Below are 24408 nucleotides of genomic sequence, written 5' to 3' on the forward strand. Positions count from 1 at the left end.
GGAACCTTTTTGCCTGTCGCCCCGTCGGATACTTGTTGTTACACATGCAGCCATCGACTGCTTGGCAAAAATTTCAGCCTGATACATCCGGCTCTGGACTCGGTGCGTAATATCATCTAAAACGGATAATACACCCCGGCACCAAGGTCCCTGGGCAGTATAAAGGACAGGAATTCGACATGCTTAAAGAGCTCTGGAGAAAACTGGGATCGGAACTGTCACCCTCCGACTGGCCTGAAGACCACGACGGCTTCCGGTCGAAGAATCACAAGGGAGAGTTCCGCATACTGCCGCACATGACCCATACCGGTGAATTTCATCTCGAGCGTCTGACCGGCATCCTGAAGAGCCGCTATGGCAAGACGTTCCAGAACAACGGCGATGAATCCATACGTGATCTGATCCACTATGCCTCGCGTATCCAGGATCAGGATGTTCAGAGGGAGCTGCTACTGTTCTATCTCAATTGCTCCCCGATTGTTCAGGAATATCTCCGGTCTGATGAAGTGCTTGCCGAGAACCACTTCCTGTCCCGGACATCCTGAAACAGATATTTTCGCCGTTAACCATCTGTAAACCCTCCCAACAGGTATGTTGTTGTATACTTCCGCCCTGAGAATAAGATAGCGTTGCCCGATGGGGTAATGACTTTAATTGCGGCACTCTTTATGACGGTATTCCGGACTGTGAGAAATCACGCCGCGGGTTCAGAGGTTTCGGATGTTTTTCATGGTTTCAGTTTCTCGAAAGCTTGCGGCGCCAGCCGTGTTACTGCTGTTGATGTCCGGTTGTACTGCAGATCGCTATTTCATGGTGGAGAAAGAGGACCTCGAGGCCCTCAACACTTCGGTGGTCAACCAGGGCGACCAGGTCGCCAGCCTGGAGAACCGCGCTGACGAGGGGTTTCAGGCGCTTACCCGCCACAACGAAGAATCCACCAGAACCATTCTGCAGGCCATTTCTGAACAGGTTGAAAAACCCACTTGCCCACCCGCTCCCGAAGAACCTGTCTGCACGATTCAAAACCAGAGTGAAGGTGACGATGGCAGGGCAGACAGGCTCAGGGGCAAGGTCATTGTCGGTGAACTCGAAAAATTCTACCTCGTTGGCGCCGAGCTGGTATACGACGCACGCATTGACAGCGGTGCCGAAACCTCGTCACTGGACGCCCGGAACATCAAACGGTTTGAAAGGGATGGCAACAACTGGGTCAGATTCGATGTACCGGTTCCGGACTCAGACGATTTCATGACGCTGGAAAGAGAAGTTGCCCGCCGCGTCAAAATCATTCAGTCCAGCACCGACGAAAGCGAGCGCCGGGTGGTTGTCGAGCTTCAGTTCATGATTGGCAATCACCAGCAACAGGCAGAATTCACCCTGACAGACCGGAGCCATCTATCCCATCGCGTATTGGTGGGGCGAAACATTCTGAGGGACGTTATGCTGATCGATGTCGGCAAGGAGTTTGCCACAGAGCTGCCAAGCTCACGCCCTGACGGAGACAATGGGGACGAATCGTGACGGCCCGCTCCCGCATTCCCTTCTACTTTGCGATTCTTTTACTGATAGCTGCCGGTATTTCGGTGGCTGTCTGGCGTCATGTGGAGCTGGGTATTCCCTGGTTCACCGGAGAGCAACAGCCGGTCTGGATGGTGGAAGCCCGGATTGATTTCGAGGGTACCGGTGAACCGGTGCTTGCCAGTATGAATATCCCTGACCAGCCCCCGGGGTTCCGCATTATTTCTGAACAGGCTGCCTCCCCGGGTTATGGCTTCTCCATTGTGGAAGACTCCGGTGACCGCCGGGCTGAATGGTCAAAACGGGATGTCAACGGTACCCAGACATTGTATTTCAAGGTACAGCTGGTGCCGGACGGACAGGCTCAGACCATTGAACCCGAGCGACGCCCGAAACCCGAGCCGGTATTCTGGGAGGAGCCCCAGGCCACTGCCGTTGAAGAACTTCTTCAACAGGCTGCGGCAAAATCCAGCACACCGGAAAGCTTGACCCGCGAACTGATCAAGCTGCTGCGGCCGGATAGCCGCGCACAGAACACCACTCTGCTCGTTTCCAACGCAAACTACATCGAACTGCTTAACCAGATGCTGAACCACGCCGGTATTCCGGCCCGCACGGCGGACGGCCTGGCACTTGAGGATGCAAGGCGTCAGCAACAGCTCCGTCCCTTCCTTCAGATCTATGATGGCGCCCGGTGGCTGACATTCGATCCCCGTACGGCAGAACAGGGGCTCCCGGAAGACGTTCTGCTATGGCGCCAGGAGTCGGTTTCATTGCTTGATGTGGTCGGTGGTGATGACTCGGAAGTGAGCTTCTCTATGCTCAGGCAAACGGTGCCAGCGCTGCAACTGGCGCAGGCCCAGTCCTCCGACAACGGCCTCGGTTTTCTGAGCCTCTATCAGCTCCCTATTGAAGAACAGGGCATGTTCAGGATGCTTCTGTTACTGCCACTCGGCGCGCTCGTTGTTGCACTGATGCGGATTGTGGTGGGCATCAAGACCTCCGGAACCTTCATGCCGATTCTGATCGCCGTGGCATTTGTGCAGACCACACTGGTGCCGGGATTGATCGCGTTTATTTCTGTGGTTGCCATCGGGTTGCTGATGCGCAGTTACCTGTCCAGCCTCAACCTGTTGCTGGTATCCCGGATATCGGCGCTCATCATTCTGGTGATCTTTATAACCGCTGGTCTGAGCATTGCCGGCTATCAGATGGGCTTTAATACCGGTATGACAGTGACGTTCTTCCCCATGGTCATCATCGCCTGGACTATCGAGCGCATGTCCATTCTCTGGGAGGAAGAAGGGCCGCGGGAGGTCTTTGTTCAGGGCGCCGGCAGCCTGTTCGTCGCTGTGTGCGCTTTTCTACTGATGAGTACGCCGCTGGCCAGCCATCTGACTTTCAACTTCCCGGAGCTGCATCTTGTGGTGCTGGGGCTGATCCTGCTGATGGGCCAGTATACCGGCTACAAGCTGTCTGAACTGCGCCGGTTCAATCCCATGAAGGTCTACGACTGATGGGCTGGATATCGCCCTGGAAGCTTAATCGGCTGGGAATGCTGAACATGAACCGGCGCAATGTGGACTACATTGCCCGGTACAACAGCCGCGTCTCCTATCCCCTGGTGGATAACAAGCTGAAAACCAAGCTGGCCGTCGCCGAATACGATGTCCGCACGCCCAAGCTGTTACAGGTTGTGCGCCAACAACACGAGATTTCCCGTTTCCGCCAGATGGCCGAGGATCTCAAGGGCTTTGCCATCAAACCCGCCAAGGGCTCTGGTGGCAAAGGCATTACCGTCATAACGGGGCGGGACGGAGACGACTACATCAAGGCGTCGGGCGCCCGGGTGTCGGTTCCCTACCTTGAGCGGCACCTGTCGAACATTCTCGCCGGCCTCTATTCCCTCGCCGGGACCCCGGACGTAGCCATCGTTGAAGATCTTGTGGAGTCTATTCCCGAGTTGGCCAGGTATTCCTTCCAGGGTGTGCCCGACATACGCATTGTGGTGTTTCAGGGCTATCCGGTTATGGCCATGCTGCGCCTGGCAACCACGGCTTCTGACGGCAAGGCAAACCTGCACCAGGGTGCCGTGGGTGTCGGGCTTAATATTGCCAACGGCCACAGCCTGAATGCAGTGCAGTTCAACCGCCCCATCTCATTACATCCGGATACCGGTCTGGCACTGGAGAACATCGCCATTGATGACTGGCAGGAAATGCTGGTAATGGCCTCGCGGTGTTACGAAGCCACCGGCCTGGGGTATATGGGAGTGGACCTGGTTGTTGATGTGGACGACGGCCCCCTGTTGCTTGAGCTGAATGCCCGCCCCGGCCTGGCCATCCAGATGGCCAATGGTCGCGGACTGTTACCACGCCTCAGGCAGATTGAAGCCCTTCGCAAGCCACATTTCACGCCGGAAGACCGGGCCGCCTACGCCATGGAAACCTTCACCTCGAAAACCTGAACCATCCTCGCAGGCACAAAAAAACCGGGGTGAACCCAACCCCGGTTTTTTTCAGACTGCGTTTGCTCTTGTCAGAGTTTGCCTTCCGCAAGCAACAGTTGGCGCTCATGGGAGAGACCTTTCAGAAGCCCCCATGTCATGATCAGCAACACCACCGTAAACGGCAGGCCAGCGGTGATCGCGACTGCCTGAATGGCGCCCAGTGCATCTTCACCGCCGCCAAAGATCAACGCAGCCGCAATAGCACCCTCCATGACCACCCAGAACACACGCTGTGCAGTGGGTGCATCGGTTTTACCGCCAGCGGTGATGCTGTCGACAACCAGTGAGCCGGAATCGGAAGAGGTCACGAAGAACACCAGAACCAGCACGATACCCACAAACGATACGATCTCAGTGAGCGGCAGGTTGGCGAACATCTGGAACATCGCCAGGGGAACCTCAGTCAGGCCATCTTCAGCCAGTGCACCGATGCCCTGCTTGATCTGCTCAAGTGCAGAACCCCCGAATGAGCTCATCCAGACCACAGTAATAACCGTCGGCACAATCAGTACTGCAGTCACGAATTCACGAACGGTACGGCCACGGGATACGCGCGCAATGAACATGCCTACGAACGGTGACCAGGAAATCCACCAGGCCCAGTAGAAGACGGTCCAGCCGTGGAACCATGCTTCGTCATCGCGGCCAAACGGGTTACTCAGCGGCACCGCATTGGCAACGTAGCTGGAGGATGTAACCCAGAGCGTTTCGAGGATCGCCATGGTCGGGCCGGCAAAGATAACAAAGAGCAGCAGGATGGCCGCCAACCCCATGTTGAAATTACTGAGAACTTTTACACCGCCGTCGAGGCCCCGCAGTACCGAAATCAGCGCAAGCGCCGTTACACCGGTGATAATCGCCATCTGCACGTTTATGCCCGACGATACCCCGAACAGGTAATCCAGGCCGGATGCGGCCTGCTGGGCACCGAAACCGAGGGAGGTGGCAAGGCCGAAAATCGTCGCCACGACTGCCAGAATATCGATGATGTGCCCGGGCCACCCCCATACGCGGTCTTTAAGCAGCGGGAAAAAGGCCGAGCGCATGGTCAGAGGCATGTTCTTGTTGTAGGCAAAGAACGCCAGCGAAAGCGCCACAATGGCGTAGATGGCCCATGGATGCAGGCCCCAGTGATACATGGTGGCACCCATAGCCAGCTTTGCAGCTTCCGGGGTTTCGGCTTCAACTCCCAGGGGGGTTTCATACCAACCCGTGTAATAGGCCACAGGCTCGGCGACAGCCCAGAACATCAGGCCGATGCCCATGCCGGCAGCAAAGAGCATGGAAAACCATGACAGCGTCGAAAAGTCAGGTTTGGCGTCCATCCCGCCGATGCGGATTTTGCCAACCGGCAGGAAAATCAGAGCGAGGGACACCACCACAAAGATGTTGGCACTCACCAGGAAGAACCAGTCAAACTGACCGATTGTCCACCACTTGGCACCGTCAAGAAGCTCCTTTGCCTCTCCCGGGAAGATCAGCGTTCCAACTACAAACGCAACGACCAGTACTGCCGTGATCGGGAATACTGGCGCATGCAGGTCGAGACCGAAAGGATTTATATTATCCTGGCCCGCGACGTAATCCGTCTGGTATTCGTCTTTTACAACGTCGCCCACGTATTGAGCCTCCTGTCTGGGTAAGTCTTTTTGGTATTCGGATGCAAAGGTTACAAGATTGACATCTTATTGCTTTGAGCTCAAAACATCAAAGAACGCATACCTACGCCCTGAATCAAAGCTTAGACCAATATTCAGATGTCCGGAAAAATCAAATGAACCAAACTCACGCCGGAGCACGTATCGCAAGGGCCATTCCTGATAGTATTCAACACACCTGAAGCCCTTCTGTGCAGAGGATCCAATGGCAAGAACCAGAACCATTCCTTTTCGTTATACCGCCTACGTACTGAGCATTGCCGGCTTTCTGCTGTCCCTGCCGGCAGGTTTTGCGCTGCAGGGCTGGTATTCCGCACTGCCATTTGTTTTCGGCGCTCTCGTCATACTGGGAACCCTGGATCTGTTACAGCGCAAACGAACTGTCAGCCGCAACTACCCGATCCTTGCCCACTTCCGATATTTCCTCGAATCCATCGGCCCGGAAATGAGGCAGTACTTCATCCAGTCCGACACTGAAGAGCGACCCTTTTCGCGGGAACAGCGCACAATCGTCTACCAGCGCGCCAAAAACGTGCTCGACAAGCGGCCTTTCGGCTCCCAACTGGGCATGTATGACGAGGGCTTCGAATGGATCAATCATTCGATGAGGCCTGTGAACCTTACCGACCCCGACTTCCGCATCGTTATTGGCAAACGCTGCGCCAGGCCCTACAGCGCCAGCGTTTTCAATATCTCTGCCATGAGCTTTGGCGCGTTGTCTGGCAACGCCATTCTGAGCCTTAACACCGGCGCAAAAATGGGTGGCTTCTATCATGACACCGGAGAGGGCTCCATCTCCCGCTATCACCGGGAACCGGGTGGTGACCTGGTCTGGGAAATCGGCTCAGGCTACTTTGGCTGCCGCCACAAGGATGGTTCCTTCAATGAGGAAATGTTCGTTCGCAATGCCACAATCGACCAGGTCAAGATGATAGAGGTCAAACTGTCCCAGGGTGCCAAACCCGGCCACGGTGGCATACTTCCCGGCGCCAAAGTGACACCGGAAATCGCCGAAGCAAGGGGTGTGGAGCCCGGTGAGGATGTTGTATCACCAGCCAGCCATTCAGCGTTTTCCACCCCGGTGGAACTGCTGGAATTCCTGGACCGGTTACGCGAGCTGTCTGGCGGCAAGCCAGTGGGGTTCAAGCTGGCTATCGGCCACCCCTGGGAATGGTTTGCAATCGTCAAGGCCATGCTGACAACGGGCAGGAAGCCTGACTTTATTGTTGTGGATGGCGGTGAAGGCGGCACCGGGGCGGCTCCCCTGGAGTTTATAAACCGGCTGGGAACACCGATGACAGAAGCCCTGCTGCTGGTTCATAACACCCTGGTGGGGACCAACCTGCGGGAAGACATCGCCATCGGCGCTGCTGGCAAGATCACCTCGGCATTCAATATCGCCAGGACCCTGGCACTCGGAGCGGACTGGTGTAACGCAGCCCGCGGTTACATGTTTTCACTGGGCTGTATTCAGGCCCTGAACTGCCATACCGGCAAGTGCCCCAGCGGGGTCGCCACCCAGGATCCGGGACGTAGCCAGAAGCTTGATGTGGGCGACAAAAGCCAGCGGGTTTACAATTACCACAGGAATACCCTGGAGGCGTTAATGAACCTGCTCGGCGCCTCGGGGCTCAGGCACCCGTCCGAACTGGGGCCGGAGCACATTATCCGTCGCACCGCGCGAACCGAAATTCACTCCTACATGGACCTGTTTCCGTTCCTGCAACCCGGGGCACTGCTCGAGGGGAAAACCGGCGAGCGGGTATTCGATATCTACTGGGCGGATGCAGATCCGGACAGCTTCGAGCCACCGGAATTTATTCGTCAGCTTCGGGAAACCAAACTGAAATAGAAATACCCCGGAATTGCCGAAAGCATGTTTATTTTTTGCAAAGGCTGGTGTAGACTTCGCTCCCGCTAAGCCACTGAGATTTATCTCAAGTTTCTCTGGCCAATGGCAGTATCGGGGCGTAGCGCAGCTTGGTAGCGCATCTGCATGGGGTGCAGAGGGTCGCAGGTTCAAATCCTGCCGTCCCGACCATATTCCCTACAACAAAGCCCGGGCCGAAAGGTCCGGGCTTTGTTGTTTCTGTTATGTTTTGCTGACCTCACTCGTATCGGATGCGCCCCGGATTCAAACATTCTGGAGGTGCCGATACATTATGATTTCGTCAGAAAATTCCCGGTATCCCCGGCCCTGCCGATCACAAGCTCTCCGGTACGATCTTTGAGTGCCACACCGGAGGTTCCCAGGCGCGCTGCCTCATCCATCAGGTAAAGCAGGCGCTCACTGGCATGCTCAACACTCAGCCCAGCGGGCCTCACGTTCGAGATACAGTTCCTGCGGGCGTCACTCAGGCCCTGTTCTGGGCCCCAGGTCAGGTAGATTCCCAGGCTGTCTGGCGAACTGAGCCCCGGGCGCTCCCCAATCATGATTATGACCATTCTGGCGCCGAGGGATTCGCCAATCTGGTCTCCTATCGCAACCCGGCCCTGTTCAACAATGCTCAGGGGTGCAAGGCGCCAGGCCTTCTTCCGATCAGCCAGGTCCGAGAGCAACCGGTTGATCATCGGTACCGCGTTATTCTGGATGGCGATGGCCGACAGTCCATCAGCAATCACGATTGCCGCGTCGAAGGGATCCCCGTTGCTGCCACGGTTGTCGGCCAACAGGGCTTCTGAATCCGGGGATAGAATGCGCCCGAGATCGGGTCTTTGCAGGTAAGTCAGGCGGTCTTCCGCCCGGCTTTTGAGCAGCAGGGGGGATTGGGTAGGCAAGGCCGCCGCTGAGCCTTCCAGATCACGCACCAGGCGGTCCACATCAAGCGGAAAGTGCACGGCGTCTCTGGCCCGGGCATGGGCCAGCTGGAATTTCAGCAGCTCGCCGGTGGGCAGGCTGACACCGGCCCTGCCCTGGCCAATCCTGGCGTCGGTGAACTGGCGCAGGACCCGCCAGACGTTCTCCGTAACTAGAGATGGGCGCTTACTCATGGCCTTTTCCCTGTGTCAGGGCTTTCAGTGGTCCTCTGAACAGCTCCGGTAACTCACGGCCTGGCTCTGCGCGGGACACATCCTCAAAGATTCTGGTGCGGGCAAGCCACTCTCCAAATTCAGGAGCGGGCTCAAGGCCAAGAACCCGCCTGGCATAGAGCGCATCGTGAAAGGACGTTGTCTGGTAGTTCAGCATGATGTCGTCAGAGCCGGGAATACCCATGATGAAATTGCATCCGGCCACTCCCAGCAGGGTAAGCAGGTTATCCATATCATTCTGGTCGGCTTCCGCGTGGTTGGTGTAACAGATATCACACCCCATGGGGACGCCGAGCAGTTTGCCGCAAAAATGGTCCTCCAGCCCTGCCCGGGTGATTTCCTTGCCGTCAAACAGGTATTCGGGGCCGATGAAGCCGACCACCGTATTGACCAGCAAAGGATCAAATTGGCGCGCCACGGCATAAGCCCTGGCCTCGCAGGTCTGCTGGTCCAGGCCGTGGTGGGCATTGGCGGACAGGGAGCTGCCCTGCCCCGTCTCAAAGTACATCACGTTGTTGCCCACCGTACCGCGCTTCAGTGACAGCGCCGCCTCCCTGGCTTCCTGCAGTGTGGCAAGGTTGAACCCGAAGCTGCTGTTGGTGGCCTCGGTGCCGCCGATGGACTGGAATACCAGGTCCACGGGCGCACCCTGCTCAATGGCCTCCAGGGTATTGGTCACATGGGTAAGCACGCAGGACTGGGTAGGGATCTCGTATTTGCTGATCACATCGTCCAGCAGGCCGATCAGCCTGACCGCCTGGCTGACGTTATCCGTGGCCGGGTTGATACCGATAACCGCATCGCCGTTACCATACAGAAGGCCATCCAGAACACTTGCGGCAATGCCCGACACATCATCAGTGGGATGATTGGGCTGCAGTCGGGTGGAGAGGTGGCCCGGCAGGCCGATGGTGTTTCGAAATACTGTGATGACATGGCATTTTTTGGCCACCAGGATCAGGTCCTGGTTTCGCATCAGCTTGCTCACTGCCGCCACCATTTCCGGTGTCAGGCCACTGCGGAGCCGTTCAAGGCTTTCCGGAGTGGCATGGTCACTCAACAACCAGTTCCGGAAATCTCCCACGGTCAGGTGGGAGATGGGTGCGAATGCCTTCTTGTCGTGGGTATCCAGGATCAGGCGGGTTATTTCGTCTTCTTCGTAGGGAATCAGCGCCTCGGAAAGAAACTCCCTGAGTGGCAGCTCGGCCAGGCGCATCTGGGCAACGACGCGCTCCTCCGCCGACCCGGCAATCACACCGGCCAGCCGGTCACCGGAGCGTGCCGGTGTGGCCTTCGCCAACAGCTCCGCCAGGCACCCGAACTGCCAGGTGCGTGTACCCAGGGTGAACCTGTACCGGTCAGCCATGTGCTGTCCGGCTGCTAGCCGAAGTGGAAAAAGGCCAGTTTGTTGCCATCGGGATCGCGAACATAGGCACCATAGAACTGGTTCGGGATGCGTTGACCGGGCGCTCCGTCACAGGTGGCACCCAGTTCGATCGCACGGTTGTAGTGGGCATCAACGGCCTCCTTGGAGCCGGGAGGAATGGCAAACATATTGCCGTTGCCACAATTGGCCTCCTGTCCGTTTGCCGGCGTGCAAACCGCTAACATGGGCGACTTCATATCCTTGCCAATGAACGCGATGCGGCCAAGATCCAGCAGTTCCCTGGCGCCAAGATCACCCAGCAGGTCCAGGTAAAACTTCTTGGCTTTCGCCATATCCTTCACACCAATGGTGACGTAACCGATCATATTATTCTGCTCCTGTTTGTCAGATGGAAACAACTATACGAGCCCGGGGAGGAAATCGGCCACTGGCTCACTGGCGATCTTGCAGCGCGCTTCCTGAAACAAAAAAACCGAAGGCGCGCCTTCGGTTTCTGGTGTCTGGTTCCGGTGTTCTCACTTTACCGGTGTGTTCAGCACATCCAGCACTTCTTCAAGCTCGGTGATCATCTGCCGTATCAGCTGCTTGTACTGGGAGGTATCGTCTTTCACCTCATGGCTGCTGAGTTTCTGCTTGGCCCCACCGATGGTGTAGCCCTGATCATAAAGAAGGCTGCGAATCTGACGGATGGTGATCACGTCGGCACGCTGGTAATAGCGGCGATTTCCACGACGCTTGACGGGCGACAGCTGCGGAAACTCCTGTTCCCAGTACCTGAGAACGTGCGCCTTTACCGCACAGAGTTCGGCAACCTCACCAATGGTAAAGTAACGCTTACCCGGTATCGTGGGTAACTCGTTGTTATGACTGGGTTCCAGCATACGCTTCTACTTTCTGTTTTAGTTTTTGTCCCGGGCGAAACGTAACAACACGCCGTGCACTGATAGGGATTTCCTCACCCGTTTTCGGGTTCCGTCCCGGCCGCTGCTTCTTGTCACGCAGGTCGAAGTTGCCGAATCCCGACAATTTGACCTGTTCGTTATGGCTGAGAGCGCCCCTGATTTCATCGAAAAAAGCTTCTACCATTTCCTTGGCTTCGCGTTTGTTGAGCCCTAATTCTTCATACAACCGCTCTGCCATTTCCGCTTTCGTCAAAGCCGCCATCTGTTAACTCCTCAGTGTTGCCCCCAACTCTTCCTGCAATGCCTCGATGACACCGTTGAAGAGCGAATGCACCTCTTCTTCATTTAGTGTGCGCTCGGGATGCTGCCAGAACAGGCTGAGGGCAAGGCTGCGATTACCTTCACCCAGGCTTTCACCTTCATAGACATCAAACGCACGCAAAGCTGTGAGGTACTCGCCGGCGTGCTTTTTAGCCACACGCTCGACATCTGCAAACCCCACATCGCTTCCAATAATGATAGCCAAATCCCGCCGAACTTCAGGGAATTTTGAAATATCTTTGAAATTAGGCACATATCCCGAAACGATCGAATTCAAGAATAGCTCAAACATCAGAATCGTGCCATTAAGTTCCAGTTTTTTCTGAACTTGTGGGTGCAACGTGCCCAGCCAGCCTACATGTTCTCCATCGCGCAGAAGTTCCGCGGTCTGGCCCGGATGCAGCGCCGGGTGCTGGCTGGCAAGAAACTGGATGTCGATCCCGAGTAGTCGGAACAGGCTTTCCAGTTCCCCTTTTACATCAAAGAAATCGGCATTTCTGCGACCGTTGGCCCAGTTTTCCGGCAACTGATTCCCAACGACCACCCCGGCCAGCATGGGTTGCTGATCGATCTGGTCGCCCTGGGTGACGAACCGGAGACCGGTCTCGAACAACCGGATACGGGGCTGCTGGCGATTCTGGTTATGGGCAACGGTTTTCAGCAATCCGCTCCAGAGACTGGTGCGCATAACCGAAAGATCGGAAGAAATGGGGTTTGCCAGGGCAATGCCTTCCCGCCCGGGATCCACCAGCCCCTGGACTTTCGGATCCACGAAGCTGTAGGTGATTGCTTCCTGGTAACCGCAGGCGACAAAATAATTCTGGATGGCAGAGACCGGACGCACCGCCTCTTCCTGAACTCTCAGCCCCAGTGACCCGGTGGGCTCAGTGACCGGCAGATTGTTATACCCGTAGATCCGGCCAATTTCCTCAATCAGGTCCTCTTCAATGCTGATATCCGGGCGAAAGCTGGGTACGTGCACACGCCAGCCATTCTTCAGCAGTTTGTCGATATGAAGACCAAGCCGGGTCAGGATTTCCTCAACGGTGGTCCGGTCGATTTCCAGCCCCAGCACATCGGCAACCCGCTGCTCACGAAGATCCACGGTACGGTCTTCCGGCAGATCCTGCTTGCTGACTACCTCTACAATATCGCCGGGCTCGCCGCCCACGATGGACATCAGCAACGCCGTTGCCCGCTCCATGGCATCCCGGGCCAGCTCATAGTCCACGCCCCGTTCAAAGCGGTGGGACGCATCGGTATGCAGGCCATAATGGCGCGCCTTGCCCGCGAGGGTGATCGGATCGAAATACGCCGCTTCCAGGATCAGGTCCCGGGTTTTCTCGCTGACACCGGAGTGCTCGCCGCCCATCACGCCGGCAATGGCAATCGGCTTGGCATGGTCGGCTATGACCAGTGTATCTCCGGTCAGCTCGACTTCCTGGCCGTCAAGCAGTACCAGTTTTTCACCGGGCTCCGCCATGCGGACAACAATACCGCCTTCAATTTCATCGCGGTCAAACGCATGCAGCGGCTGGCCCAGTTCCAGCATGACGTAGTTGGTGACATCCACCGCCGCATCAATCGAGCGGATACCGGAGCGACGCAGCTTCTCCTGCATCCAGAGCGGCGACTCCACGCTCAAGTCCACATTGCGCAGGATCCGGCCCAGGTAGCGTGGGCAGCCTGCAGGCGCCCTGACAGCAATCTCCGGCACCTCGGAATGTACTGCTTCCACCGGGGCAATGTCCGGGCCTTCAACCACCAGGCTGTTCAATACCCCCACCTCACGGGCAATACCCTTGATAGACAGGCAGTCGCTGCGGTTCGGGGTCAGGTCCACATCGATGGTGACATCGTTCAGTTTGAGGAAATCACTCAGCTCCTGGCCCACCGGTGCATCTTCGGGCAGTTCCATAAGGCCGTCGTGATTCTCGGACAGGCCCAGTTCGGCTTCAGAACACAGCATGCCTTCGGATGGCTGGCCTCGGAGCTTTGCCTTCCTGATCCTGAAATCACCCGGCAACACCGCGCCCACAACAGCAAAAGGCACCTTGAGGCCTTCACGAACATTGGGGGCACCACACACCACCTGCACCGTCTGGCTGCCATCATTGACCTGGCAGACCCGCAGTTTGTCCGCATCCGGATGGGGCGATACGGAAGTCACCTCACCCACCACAATGCCACTGAACTTGCCGGCTACCGGCTCGAATCCGTCAACTTCCAGACCCGCCATGGTGATCTGGTCCATCAATGCCTGGGTGTCGTTCGCCGGATTGACCCATTCCCGTAGCCACTGCTCACTGAATTTCATGGTATCTGCCTTGTCCTGGTGCGGTTGTGCCTGTTAATTCAATTGCCCTGACAGCCTGCTCAACGGAACTGCCGCAGGAAGCGGAGATCGTTTTCGAAGAACATACGCAGGTCATTCACGCCATAGCGAAGCATGGCAAGCCGCTCAACGCCGAGACCAAACGCAAAGCCCCGGTATTCTTCGGCGTCGATACCGCAATGCTCGAATACTTTGGGATGAACCATGCCGCAGCCCATCACTTCCAGCCACTTGATGCTGCCGTCTTCTTCACGCCCCCATTCGATATCCACTTCCGCGGAGGGTTCCGTGAACGGGAAATAGGACGGCCGGAAACGCACTTCCAGATCGCGCTCGAAGAACACCCTCAGAAATTCTTCAACGGTACTCTTCAGATCGGCAAAGCTGACGTCTTTTTCCACCAGCAGCCCTTCCACCTGATGGAACATGGGTGTGTGGGTCATGTCGGAATCACAGCGATAGACCCGCCCGGGGCAGATCATCCGGAACGGTGGCTTGCCAGCCTCCATGGTGCGGATCTGAACCGGAGAGGTGTGGGTGCGCAGCAAGGTTCCCGGATTGAAATAGAAGGTGTCGTGCATTGCGCGGGCGGGATGGTGCCCGGGAATGTTCAGCGCTTCGAAGTTGTGATAATCGTCTTCTATTTCAGGGCCCTGCTCAACGGTGTAGCCGGCACGGGAGAAAAACTGCTCGATACGCTGCAGGGTCCTGGTTACCGGGTGCAGCCCGCCGAGGTCCTGGCCACGGCCCGGCAAGGTCACGTCAATCGATTCACTGGCCAGCTTCTGCTCGATGGCCGCGCGCTCGAGATCCGTCCGGCGGGCGTTGATGGCCTGTTCTACCTGCCCCTTGGCTTCGTTGATTTTCTGGCCGGCGGCCGGGCGCTCCTCTGCAGACAGTTTGCCCAGTGTCTTCGCCTGCTGGGTGATGACACCCTTCTTGCCAAGGTATTCAACACGAATCTGATCCAGTGCCTGCAAGCTGTCGGCACTCTCAACCGCTGCCAGACCGTCCTGAACGAGTTGATCCAGGTTTTCCATTGACCCTGCTCCAATCCAGAAATGGAATCGCTTTAAACAAAAATAGGGGAAGAGCGCGCCCTTCCCCTATCAGAAGGCGTCTTCATGAACCCATGGAGACGCCCGGATCGATCAGTAACCGATGAAAGAGCTAAGCGATCACAGAGACGCTTTTGCCTTCTCAACAACAGCAGTAAACGCTTGCTGCTCGTTCATGGCCAGGTCAGCCAGAACTTTGCGATCAATCTCAACGTTAGCCTTTTTCAGGCCTGCAATCAGACGGCTGTAGGACAGACCGTTGGCACGGGCGCCGGCATTGATACGGGCGATCCACAGTGCGCGGAATGAACGCTTGCGATTGCGACGGTCACGGTAAGCATACTGACCAGCCTTGATAACCGCCTGCTTGGCTACACGATAGACGCGGCTACGCGCTCCGTAGTAACCCTTGGCCTGATTCATGATTTTCTTGTGACGACGACGTGCTACCACGCCACGTTTTACACGAGCCATACTTTAATCCTTCTACCTTTAAACCTTTGCAGGAATCGTTAGCGGCTGAATCAGCACGCTGTCATACGCTTGATGGAAGCCACATCAGACTTGGCAATCAGCTTGGTACCACGGAGCTGACGCTTACGCTTGGGGCTCTTCTTGGTCAAGATATGACTGGTGAAGGACTGCTTGTGCTTGAAGCCAGTGGCGGTTTTCTTGAACCGCTTGGTGGCCCCGCTTTTGGTTTTCATCTTGGGCATTTTTTAAAACTCCGCATTCTGTTTTTAAATGACATCAATGTGCCCCTGAACGACAAATCCCCCGCGACCGCGGGGGATCATCACCGGATCAGGTTCACTTCTTTTTGCGGGGAGCCACAACCATGGTCATCTGGCGGCCTTCCATTTTCGGCCGCTGTTCTACCTGGGCAAGCTCTTCAATATCCGCCTCGATTCTGTTCATGAGCTTCATACCGATTTCCTGGTGTGCCATCTCACGCCCACGGAAGCGAATAGTGATTTTGCCGCGGTCCCCGTTTTCAAGGAAACGTACCAGGTTGCGTAGTTTGACCTGATAATCCCCCTCTTCAGTTCCTGGACGGAACTTAAGCTCTTTGACCTGGGTCTGCTTCTGCTTTTTCTTCGCAGCAGCCTTGGCCTTCTTCTCATCGAAGATTTTCTTGCCGTAGTCCATTATCTTACAGACGATCGGATCGGAATCCGTAACCTGAACCAGGTCAAGAGACGCTTCTTCAGCCTGCTTGAGTGCATCTTCGATCGATACGACACCGACCTGATTGCCTTCGGCATCGATCAGACGGACTTCCGTTGCGTCAATATTCTCATTGATCGGCGCCTTTGGTGTACGCCCCCGATTCGCTCGCTGTTTAATAATCAGATCTCCGTTTTGGTTCGGCCTTTACGTTCAATTTCCTCAGCCATCAGCTGCTCAAACGCGTCCAGCGATAAAGTCCCCAAATCTTCGCCCTTGCGGGTTCTCACCGCAACGGCGTTGTTCTCGACTTCTTTGTCGCCGACAACAACAAGGAAAGGGACTTTGTTAATAGTATGCTCGCGGATTTTAAAGCCGATCTTCTCGTTTCTCAAGTCGGCATTAACCCTATAGCCAAGGGAATCCCATTTTTTTGCAAGATTCTGGCAATAATCACGCTGATTATCGGTAATATTCAGCACCGCAATCTGCGTTGGGGCCAGCCAGGTCGGGAATGCGCCCTCGTATTCTTCTATAAGGATCCCGATAAACCGTTCGAAAGACCCCAACACCGCCCTGTGCAGCATAACCGGCGTCTTGCGCTCCGAGTTGTCCGCAACATATTGTGCGCCCAGGCGACCCGGCATGGAAAAATCGACCTGAATGGTACCACACTGCCATACCCGGCCGATGCAGTCTTTCAGGGAAAACTCGATTTTCGGGCCGTAAAACGCCCCCTCGCCCGGCAACAGCTCCCAATCAACGCCTTCACGGTTCAGGGCCTCTTCCAGGGCGGCCTCTGCCTTGTCCCAGACTTCGTCAGAACCCACGCGTTTTTCCGGGCGGGTTGAAAGCTTGTAGAGGATTTCGGTAAACCCGAAGTCTTCGTAGATCTCGTGGAGCATCTGGATAAAGTCCGACACTTCCTGCTGAATCGCATCTTCTTCACAGAAAATGTGGGCGTCATCCTGGGTAAACCCGCGAACCCGCATCAGGCCATGCAAGGCGCCCGAGGCTTCGTTGCGGTGGCAGGAGCCGAACTCCGCCAGGCGCAGGGGCAGATCCTTGTAGCTTTTCAGGCCCTGATTGAACACCTGTACGTGACAGGGGCAGTTCATGGGCTTGATGGCATAGTCGTGTTTCTCGGACTCGGTGGTAAACATGTCGTCCTTGAACTTGTCCCAGTGCCCGGACTTCTCCCAGAGCGCCCTGGAAACCACCTGCGGCGTCCTGATTTCCTGGTAGCCATGCTCATGCTGTTTGCGGCGCATGTACTGTTCAATTTCCTGGTACAGGGACCAGCCATCCGGATGCCAGAACACCATGCCAGGCGCTTCTTCCTGCATGTGGAACAGGCTCAGTTTCTTGCCAATCTTGCGATGATCACGTTTCTCCGCCTCTTCAAGGCGATGGAGATAGGCCTTCAGATCCTTCTTGTTACCCCAGGCCGTGCCGTAGACCCGCTGCAACTGTTCGTTGCTGGTATCCCCGCGCCAGTATGCGCCGGCCACCTTGGTCAGTTTGAATGCCTTGAGCTTGCCGGTGCTGGGCACATGGGGGCCGCGGCACAGGTCGATAAAGTCGCCCTGGCGGTAGAAAGACAGGTCCTCGTCGCCAGGGATATCCTCAATGATGCGGACCTTGTATTCCTCACCCATTTCATCAAACAGACGCACGGCCTCATCACGGGACATCACCGAGCGGGACACGGGAATATCCTGCTTTGCCAGCTCTTCCATGCGTTTTTCAATCCGGCTCAGATCCTCGTTGGTAAATGGCCGGTCGAATTTGAAATCATAATAGAAGCCATTGTCCACAACCGGCCCGATGGTTACCTGGGCCGAGGGAAACAGCTCCTTGACGGCCATGGCCAGCAGGTGGGCGGTGGAGTGGCGGATAATATCAACGCCGTCCTCATCCCGCTCGGTAACAATGGCAAGATCAGCATCTTCCTCAATGCAATAGCTGGTATCAACCAGCTTGCCATTTACACGGCCGGCGATAGCGGCCTTGGCAAGACCGGCACCGATGTCTGCTGCGACATCGTGAACGGTGACAGATTCGGCAAAACTGCGGTGACTGCCATCAGGCAGGGTAACGACAGGCATAATTGGCTCCTTGAGTCTCAGAGGTGATCCGTACCAAAGACCACATGTTGACGGTTGGCCACGATACAAACCGCGGACCGTTGCGGGCAGGAGTTTAACAGAAAAAAACCCGGCAGGTTAATGCCGGGTTTTCACGACACCAGGAGGTTGGTCACGCCGTTGCTTCCTGCGCGTCCTCCCGGCTCTTGCGCCGCAACTGGCCGAAGGCCACGAGCCCAAGAAGTATCAGCGCCGGAATAAACATCAGCTCTTTGGGTGGGCGCTCCAGCTCAACCTGAAACGCTTCGATGGTCCAGCCGAAGTCAATACCGGCATCTTCTGCCGGACTGTCGAATTCAACCGTGTTGACCGTCATGACGTCCCCGTCAGTACTCAAATCAAGACCAGCCCCCAGCAGTCGCTCCTCCGGGCTGTCGCCCCCGGGGATTTCCAGTTTGAGATAGGTGGACACATCGTTGCCGTCCATGGACGTTCCCGAGACTTTCAGCACAATGTCCTTATCCGCAGGCACTTCTTCCACATACTCCATGATTTCGGCCCCGGGACGTTCCTCCGTTGGCGGATATACGCGGTCCCACCAGTATCCGGGACGAAACATGGTGAACGTAATCAACAGCAACGCCAGGGTTTCCCACCATCGGGTTTTGGTAAACCAGTACCCCTGGGTTGCAGCGGCGAACACCAGCATGGCTGTAACGGCGCTGAAAACCGTGAGCAACAGGTCAAACCACCCTGTCAGCCCGATCAACAGCAACTGGGTGTTGAAGATAAACATGAACGGCAGAATCGCGGTACGGATATCGTAGGCAAAACCCTGAATACCCGTTCGTATCGGATCCGCTCCTGAAATAGCAGCGGCGGCATAGGCTGCCAGACCAACCGGGGGAGTGTCATCTGCCAGTATCCCGAAGTAGAACACGAACAGGTGTACCGCAATCAACGGCACCAGCAGGCCGCTTTCGGCGCCCAGCGTCACGATCACCGGCGCCATCAGCGTGGACACTACAATGTAATTGGCAGTTGTCGGTAGACCCATTCCAAGTATCAGGCTGATGACGGCGGTAAAGATGAGCATCAGCAGCAGGTTGCCGCCGGACAGAAGTTCAACGAATTCCGTCATCACCAATCCGATGCCGGTCAGGGTAACCGTACCCACCACGATGCCAGCTGTTGCCGTGGCAACACCAATTCCGACCATATTCCGGCCGCCGGTAGCCAGGGAATGCACCAGGTCGCCCAACCCCTCCCTGAAGGCACCAAGAAACGCGCCGTGTTTGCGAAAATACGCTTGCATAGGGCGCTGGGTAACAACGATAAACACCATGAACATGGTTGCCCAGAACGCTGACAGCTGCGGAGAAAAACGCTCCACCGTCAGGCACCAGATCAGTACAACCACGGGCAGCAGGAAAAACAGGCCACTTTTAACCGTGGGGCCTACTTCCGGTAACGCGCCCATTTCCTTGCTGGGGTCATCGACTTCAAGCTCCGGGAAGCGGGTGCCATAGGCAACCAGGCCGATGTAACTCAACAGAAGTATGGGCCCGAGCACCCAGGCAGCCCCGTCCCCCAGCCATGCCTTCACCCAGCCAATGCCGTAATAGACAGCCAGGGTGAGTACACAAAGGCCTATCAACAGAACAACCCAGCTTAGCATCCGCTGAGCCAGCGAAGGCCGGTTGGGGCGCTCAATACCTTTCATATTGAGCTTGCAGGCTTCCAGGTGAACGATGTAAATCAGTGCCACGTAGGAGATCATCGCAGGCAGAATCGCATGCTTGATGACTTCCAGATAGGAAATTCCGACATACTCAACCATCAGGAATGCCGCTGCGCCCATAACAGGGGGGGTCAACTGGCCATTGGTTGAGGCTGCAACTTCCACCGCCCCGGCCTTGGTGGCCGGAAAGCCAACACGCTTCATCAGCGGAATGGTAAAGGTACCGGTGGTCACCACGTTTGCGATGGAGGAGCCGGAAATGATGCCACTGAGCCCACTGGATACAACGGCCGCCTTGGCAGGACCGCCTCGCATGTGCCCAAGCATTGCGTAGGCAACCTTGATGAAGTAGTTACCGGCCCCTGCCCGTTCGAGCAGCGCACCAAACAACACGAACAGGAAGACGAAACTGGTGGAGACGCCCAGTGCGACCCCGAACACGCCCTCGGTACCCAGCCATTGGTGAGAAGCCAGCTTGTTGAGACTGACCCCTTTGTGGGCAATGACATCCGGCATGTAGCGCCCGAAGACGGAATAGGTAATAAAAACAGCGGCGACAATGGCCAGTGGCAAACCAAGAGCCCGCCGGGTGGCTTCCAGCAAAAGCACGAGGCCGATCAACGCAACCCACAGATCCATGGTTGTGGGAGAGCCCGGGCGACTGGACAGTTCCCGGTAGAATACGTAGAGGTAAGAAGCGCAGAAAGCGGCAATCAGGGCAAGAACCCAATCATAGACTGGGACGGCACTGGAATGTTTGCCCTTGATCATCGGGTACGCAGAAAATGCGAGAAAAACAGCGAAAGCCAGGTGTATTGAGCGCGCTTCCGTGGAATTGAAAATGCCGAAATTTACGATGTATGGAAGTGGCGAGGCTATCCATAACTGGAACAGCGACCACACCAATGGAACAAGAAAAAGTACAGTGGCGGCTTTACCGGTGGCTGCCCTCCCGCCGATTTCTGTCTGCAGAATCTCTTCGACCTTATCGACATCAACACCCTTCGACGGGTCACTCGTTGCCATAAGTATTTCCTGTCAATTCAAAAGCGGTAGGCTGAACACAAAGCGCAGCGGGTTCGTGACCGAACCCGCTGCGCTTGGCAACCGGCTGATCAGTCGATCAGGCCAGCTTCCTTGTAGTACTTCTCTGCACCTTTATGCAGGGGGGCACTGTTGGCATCAGTGACCATCTCTTTCTTATCCAGATTCTCGAAGGCTGGATGCAGGCGCTTGAAGCTGTCGAAATTCTCGAATACCGCTTTGACCACTTCGTAGACAACCTCTTCCGAAACGTCAGAGGAGGACACGAATGTTGCGGCAACGCCGAAGGTGGCGACATCTTCGTCAGAGCCCCTGTACATGCCGCCAGGAATGATCGCCTTACGGTAGTACGGGTTCTCGTCGATCAGCTTCTTGGTGGCGTCGTTATCCACCTCAACGATGACGCTGTCACAGGAGGTGGTGGCCTCCTTGATAGCACCGGAAGGATGCCCAACCGTATAGAAGAAGGCATCGATATTGCCGTCACACAGCGCCTGGGACTGTTCGGCTGCCTTGATCTCGGCTGCGAGGGAGAACTTGTCCTTGTTCCAGCCCATTTCCTCCATCAGCACTTCGGCGGTGGCACGCTGGCCGGACCCCGGGTTACCGATGGATACGCGCTTGCCTTCAAGATCTTCAAATGTCTTGATGCCAGAACCCTTGCTGGCAACAACAGTGAACGGCTCCGGATGGAGGGAGAAAACAGCACGGAGTTTTTCGTCTTTGCCCTTGTCTTCGAAATCACTGCTTCCGTTGTGTGCATGGAACTGCCAGTCGGACTGGGCAACCGCCAGGTCAAGTTCACCGTCGCGAATGCCATTCAGGTTGTAGATTGACCCCCCTGTGCTTTCAACGGAACAACGGATGCCGTGTTCCTTGCGATCCATATTGACGAGACGGCAGATGGCACCACCAGCCGGATAATAAACACCGGTTACACCACCGGTACCGATGGTGACGAATTGCTGTTCCTCGGCGGATACCGCAGTAGAGCTCGCGCCAAAGCTGACCGCTGCCGCAACGGCGACTGCGGAGAATTTCTGTTTCAGTGTCATGACTTTTCCCTTTTTCTGATCGTTATTGCTTTTATTTCGGCCCGCGTAACAACACGGGCGCTTTCTTCGTTCCCTTTAAAACATAGACCACTTTGCGCCATAAATAAAGCAAGGTTTAGCACGCTAACCGATTGAGAGAGCAACAAAAAAGCCCGCAGTGCGGGCTTTTTTGATCAGAGGCTGCAATTCTTATTTGCTTGCACGGGCCTTGGCCACCATTCGATCCGGGCGCAACAGGAAGCGCGCCAGGGCCGGCAGCAGCCAGATAGAGCCCACCATGTTCCAGATGAACATAAAGAACAACAGCAGCCCCATATCTGCCTGGAACTTGATTGGCGAGAAGATCCAGGTCACCACACCAATGCCCAGGGTGATACCGGTAAAGATAACGGCTTTACCGGTAGACCGCAGGGTCTCGAAATAGGCTTCCTGGAGCGTCTTGCCCTCAAGCAGGAATTTCTCAAGCTTGCTGTAGATATAGATACCGTAGTCAACACCGATACCCACACCCAGCGCAATAACCGGCAGCGTCGCCACCTTGATACCGATACCCGACACCGCCATGATGGCCTCGGCCAGTATGGACGTGAGTCCCAGCGGAATCAGGATACACAATACCGCGCGCACTGAACGGAACGTCAGGAGGCACAGTGCCGCCACCACGCCATAGACGAAGATCAGCATCATGTTCTTCGCGCTGGAGATAACGTCATTGGTTGCCGCTTCCACGCCGGCGTTACCCGCCGCCAGAAGGAAAGTGTGCTCCTCGTTGTTATTGTTGGCTGCAAACTCCTCAACACGTTCCGTGACCGTTTCCAGGGTTTCAGCCTTGTGATCCTCAAGGAACACAAGTACCGGCGTCAGGTCGCAGTTCGTATTGATAAGTCCTGCCGGAGCCTCACGGATGGACGCATTGATGATGGTCTGGTTGCGGGAGATTTCATACCACTTCCAGTTACCCTCGTTCAGCGCCTTGGTAACCATCTTCGATACGTTTGCCAGCGAGGCGGAGGACTGGACACCTGGCGTATTCTGCAGTTCCCACTGCAGCGTATCCATGGCACGGAGCGTATTGTACTGGGTACACTGCTCTTCCTCCGTTTTCACCATCACCACCAGCACATCGGCACTGGTGGAGTAGTTATCGATGATGAAGGCGTTATCCTTGTTGTAGCGGGAATCAGCCCTCAGTTCCGGTGCGCCCTGGTCCAGGTCGCCGACTTTGAGGTCCTGCTTGTAGTACAGACCAAGCCCCAGGCCGATTACCGCGATCAGCAGTGAGATCGGTGCCACACCGGGATGCGCGAAGTAGGACATGACACGCCACTTACGGTCCTGCTTCTCACCATGGTTCTGCACATGGCGAACGCCGCCCTTGGAAATGCCCAGGTAGGACATGATCAGTACATGCAGCACCAGGTTGGTGAGGATAACGAATGCCACACCGATACCGGCAGCAATGGCCAGGTCCCGGATAACGTCAATTTCAATAAAGAACAGGGTCAGGAAGCCGAAGGCATCGGAAACCAGCGCCAGCATACCCGGGATATAGAGTGCCCTGAACGCCAGTCGTGCCGCGGTTACGGAATCAAACCCTTTGGCTGCTTCCACCGCCATGGCGTTGACAATCTGAACGCCGTGACTGATACCGATGGCAAATACCAGGAACGGAACCAGCACCGAGTACGGATCAAGGCCATACCCCAGCAGCCTCAACGTGCCCAACTGAAGAAATACCGCAATGATTGAGGTGAACACCGGCACCAGAGTCCCCTTGATACAGCGGGAGTAACCATACAGGAGCAGTGTGGTAAGAATGATGGTAATACCGGCAAACCAGGCAATGGAACCGATACCCTCGATCAGGTCACCCACTTTCTTGGCGAAACCGACGATGTGGATGTCGATATTCGGATTCTGACCTTCGTACTTGTCCCGGATTTTTTCTTCCAGTTGGCGGGAAAACTCACCATAGTCCAGCGGCTCACCGGTTTCCGGGTTATTTTCATAAAGCGGTGCATACACGATGGTGGAACGGAAGTTATCCGAAATCAGGCGACCGACTTCGTTTGACCTGAGCACGTTCTGGCGCAATTGCTCCAGACTGTCCCTGGATGAGCCATCGTAGTTGTCCGGAATAACTGTGCCGCCCTGGAAACCCTGCTCGGTCACTTCCACCCAGCGAACATTGGAGGTCCATAGGGATTTCAGCCCGGAACGATCCACACCATTCAGGTAGAACACCTCGTCGGTGATCTCCTTCAGGGTTTCCATGTATTCTTCTGTGAATATATCGCCCTCTTTCACTTCCACGGCGATACGCACAAAGTTGCCAAGGTTTTCCAGGTCGTCCCGGTGCTCCAGCATATTGACGATGTAGGGATGCTCCAGCGGTATCATCCGCTCGAAACTGGCATCCGGCTGGATTTTGACGGCGTTGTAGCCGAGAAACAGCGTCAGGAAGAAAAATGCAATCAGGATAATGGCCCGATTGTTGAAGATCAGCCGCTCCAGGAACGGTTCCGCCTTCGGTGTAGTCAGGTAATGCTCGCCCTTGTCATGCTTCGGGTTCGACATTCAAAAGCCCCTCTCGTTT

General features: G+C 56.0%; 20 protein-coding genes and 1 tRNA gene. 6 read left to right on the top strand and 15 right to left on the bottom strand.

Annotated elements, in window-relative coordinates:
* Nucleotides 1-179 precede the first annotated feature (179 nt).
* From HLUCCO03_RS13075 to HLUCCO03_RS13090, 4 genes are all read left to right on the top strand, one after another.
* Complete coding sequence (locus tag HLUCCO03_RS13075; protein ID WP_027831429.1) at nucleotides 180-545, top strand: hypothetical protein; 366 nt, start codon at nucleotides 180-182, stop codon at nucleotides 543-545.
* Nucleotides 546-729: 184 nt separating this feature from the next.
* Nucleotides 730-1521, top strand: coding sequence for an ATP-dependent zinc protease (locus tag HLUCCO03_RS13080; protein WP_367142367.1), 792 nt, complete (start codon nucleotides 730-732; stop codon nucleotides 1519-1521).
* Nucleotides 1518-3035, top strand: coding sequence for an inactive transglutaminase family protein (locus tag HLUCCO03_RS13085; protein ID WP_027831427.1), 1518 nt, complete (start codon nucleotides 1518-1520; stop codon nucleotides 3033-3035). The genes HLUCCO03_RS13080 and HLUCCO03_RS13085 overlap by 4 nt, the downstream gene beginning before the upstream one ends.
* Nucleotides 3035-3985, top strand: a complete 951-nt coding sequence (locus tag HLUCCO03_RS13090; RefSeq protein ID WP_027831426.1) for an alpha-L-glutamate ligase-like protein — start codon at nucleotides 3035-3037, stop codon at nucleotides 3983-3985. Before HLUCCO03_RS13085 ends, HLUCCO03_RS13090 begins: the two co-directional genes overlap by 1 nt.
* Before the next feature lie 71 nt (nucleotides 3986-4056).
* Here the strand turns inward: HLUCCO03_RS13090 and HLUCCO03_RS13095 are convergent, their stop codons facing one another.
* Entirely contained in the window at nucleotides 4057-5646 is a 1590-nt protein-coding gene (locus HLUCCO03_RS13095; protein ID WP_027831425.1) for a BCCT family transporter, read from the bottom strand.
* A gap of 244 nt (nucleotides 5647-5890) precedes the next feature.
* Here HLUCCO03_RS13095 and HLUCCO03_RS13100 point away from each other — a divergent pair, with 244 nt between their 5' ends.
* The gene (locus HLUCCO03_RS13100) at nucleotides 5891-7537 is read left to right on the top strand and encodes an FMN-binding glutamate synthase family protein (RefSeq protein WP_027831424.1); all 1647 of its coding nucleotides are present in this window, start codon (nucleotides 5891-5893) and stop codon (nucleotides 7535-7537) included.
* A 112-nt stretch (nucleotides 7538-7649) separates the two neighbouring features.
* A tRNA-Pro gene (locus tag HLUCCO03_RS13105) sits at nucleotides 7650-7726 on the top strand.
* A gap of 119 nt (nucleotides 7727-7845) precedes the next feature.
* Here the strand turns inward: HLUCCO03_RS13105 and eutC are convergent.
* The 14 genes from eutC to HLUCCO03_RS13175 all read right to left on the bottom strand — a co-directional run bounded on the left by eutC (nucleotide 7846) and on the right by HLUCCO03_RS13175 (nucleotide 24389).
* A complete protein-coding gene (eutC, locus tag HLUCCO03_RS13110) occupies nucleotides 7846-8676 on the bottom strand; it encodes an ethanolamine ammonia-lyase subunit EutC (RefSeq protein ID WP_027831423.1) in 831 nt (276 codons plus the stop codon).
* Entirely contained in the window at nucleotides 8669-10081 is a 1413-nt protein-coding gene (locus HLUCCO03_RS13115) for an ethanolamine ammonia-lyase subunit EutB (RefSeq protein WP_027831422.1), read from the bottom strand. The genes eutC and HLUCCO03_RS13115 overlap by 8 nt, the downstream gene beginning before the upstream one ends.
* A gap of 14 nt (nucleotides 10082-10095) precedes the next feature.
* Nucleotides 10096-10467, bottom strand: a complete 372-nt coding sequence (locus tag HLUCCO03_RS13120) for a VOC family protein (RefSeq protein WP_027831421.1) — start codon at nucleotides 10465-10467, stop codon at nucleotides 10096-10098.
* Nucleotides 10468-10617: 150 nt separating this feature from the next.
* Nucleotides 10618-10983 (bottom strand): MerR family transcriptional regulator, encoded by a 366-nt coding sequence (locus tag HLUCCO03_RS13125; RefSeq protein WP_027831420.1) that lies wholly within the window; start codon nucleotides 10981-10983, stop codon nucleotides 10618-10620.
* On the bottom strand, nucleotides 10964-11266 hold the full coding sequence (gene ihfA / locus HLUCCO03_RS13130; protein WP_007151838.1) for an integration host factor subunit alpha: 303 nt from the start codon (nucleotides 11264-11266) through the stop codon (nucleotides 10964-10966). Before ihfA ends, HLUCCO03_RS13125 begins: the two co-directional genes overlap by 20 nt.
* 3 nt (nucleotides 11267-11269) lie before the next feature.
* Entirely contained in the window at nucleotides 11270-13642 is a 2373-nt protein-coding gene (gene pheT / locus HLUCCO03_RS13135; RefSeq protein ID WP_027831419.1) for a phenylalanine--tRNA ligase subunit beta, read from the bottom strand.
* Nucleotides 13643-13701: 59 nt separating this feature from the next.
* Nucleotides 13702-14700, bottom strand: a complete 999-nt coding sequence (pheS, locus tag HLUCCO03_RS13140; RefSeq protein ID WP_027831418.1) for a phenylalanine--tRNA ligase subunit alpha — start codon at nucleotides 14698-14700, stop codon at nucleotides 13702-13704.
* Between the two features lie 138 nt (nucleotides 14701-14838).
* Nucleotides 14839-15192, bottom strand: coding sequence for a 50S ribosomal protein L20 (gene rplT / locus HLUCCO03_RS13145; protein ID WP_027831417.1), 354 nt, complete (start codon nucleotides 15190-15192; stop codon nucleotides 14839-14841).
* Between the two features lie 50 nt (nucleotides 15193-15242).
* Complete coding sequence (rpmI, locus tag HLUCCO03_RS13150) at nucleotides 15243-15434, bottom strand: 50S ribosomal protein L35 (protein ID WP_007151842.1); 192 nt, start codon at nucleotides 15432-15434, stop codon at nucleotides 15243-15245.
* 94 nt (nucleotides 15435-15528) lie between these two features.
* Nucleotides 15529-16071, bottom strand: a complete 543-nt coding sequence (infC, locus tag HLUCCO03_RS13155) for a translation initiation factor IF-3 (protein ID WP_081813510.1) — start codon at nucleotides 16069-16071, stop codon at nucleotides 15529-15531.
* A complete protein-coding gene (thrS, locus tag HLUCCO03_RS13160) occupies nucleotides 16068-17993 on the bottom strand; it encodes a threonine--tRNA ligase (protein WP_027831415.1) in 1926 nt (641 codons plus the stop codon). Before thrS ends, infC begins: the two co-directional genes overlap by 4 nt.
* Before the next feature lie 151 nt (nucleotides 17994-18144).
* Complete coding sequence (locus HLUCCO03_RS13165; RefSeq protein ID WP_027831414.1) at nucleotides 18145-20739, bottom strand: TRAP transporter permease; 2595 nt, start codon at nucleotides 20737-20739, stop codon at nucleotides 18145-18147.
* Between the two features lie 89 nt (nucleotides 20740-20828).
* Entirely contained in the window at nucleotides 20829-21812 is a 984-nt protein-coding gene (locus HLUCCO03_RS13170) for a TAXI family TRAP transporter solute-binding subunit (protein WP_027831413.1), read from the bottom strand.
* Between the two features lie 189 nt (nucleotides 21813-22001).
* Nucleotides 22002-24389, bottom strand: coding sequence for an MMPL family transporter (locus HLUCCO03_RS13175; protein WP_027831412.1), 2388 nt, complete (start codon nucleotides 24387-24389; stop codon nucleotides 22002-22004).
* Between the last annotated feature and the right edge of the window lie 19 nt (nucleotides 24390-24408).

Origin of the sequence: Marinobacter sp. HL-58, assembly GCF_001314605.1 — a bacterium.
Taxonomy (GTDB): domain Bacteria; phylum Pseudomonadota; class Gammaproteobacteria; order Pseudomonadales; family Oleiphilaceae; genus Marinobacter.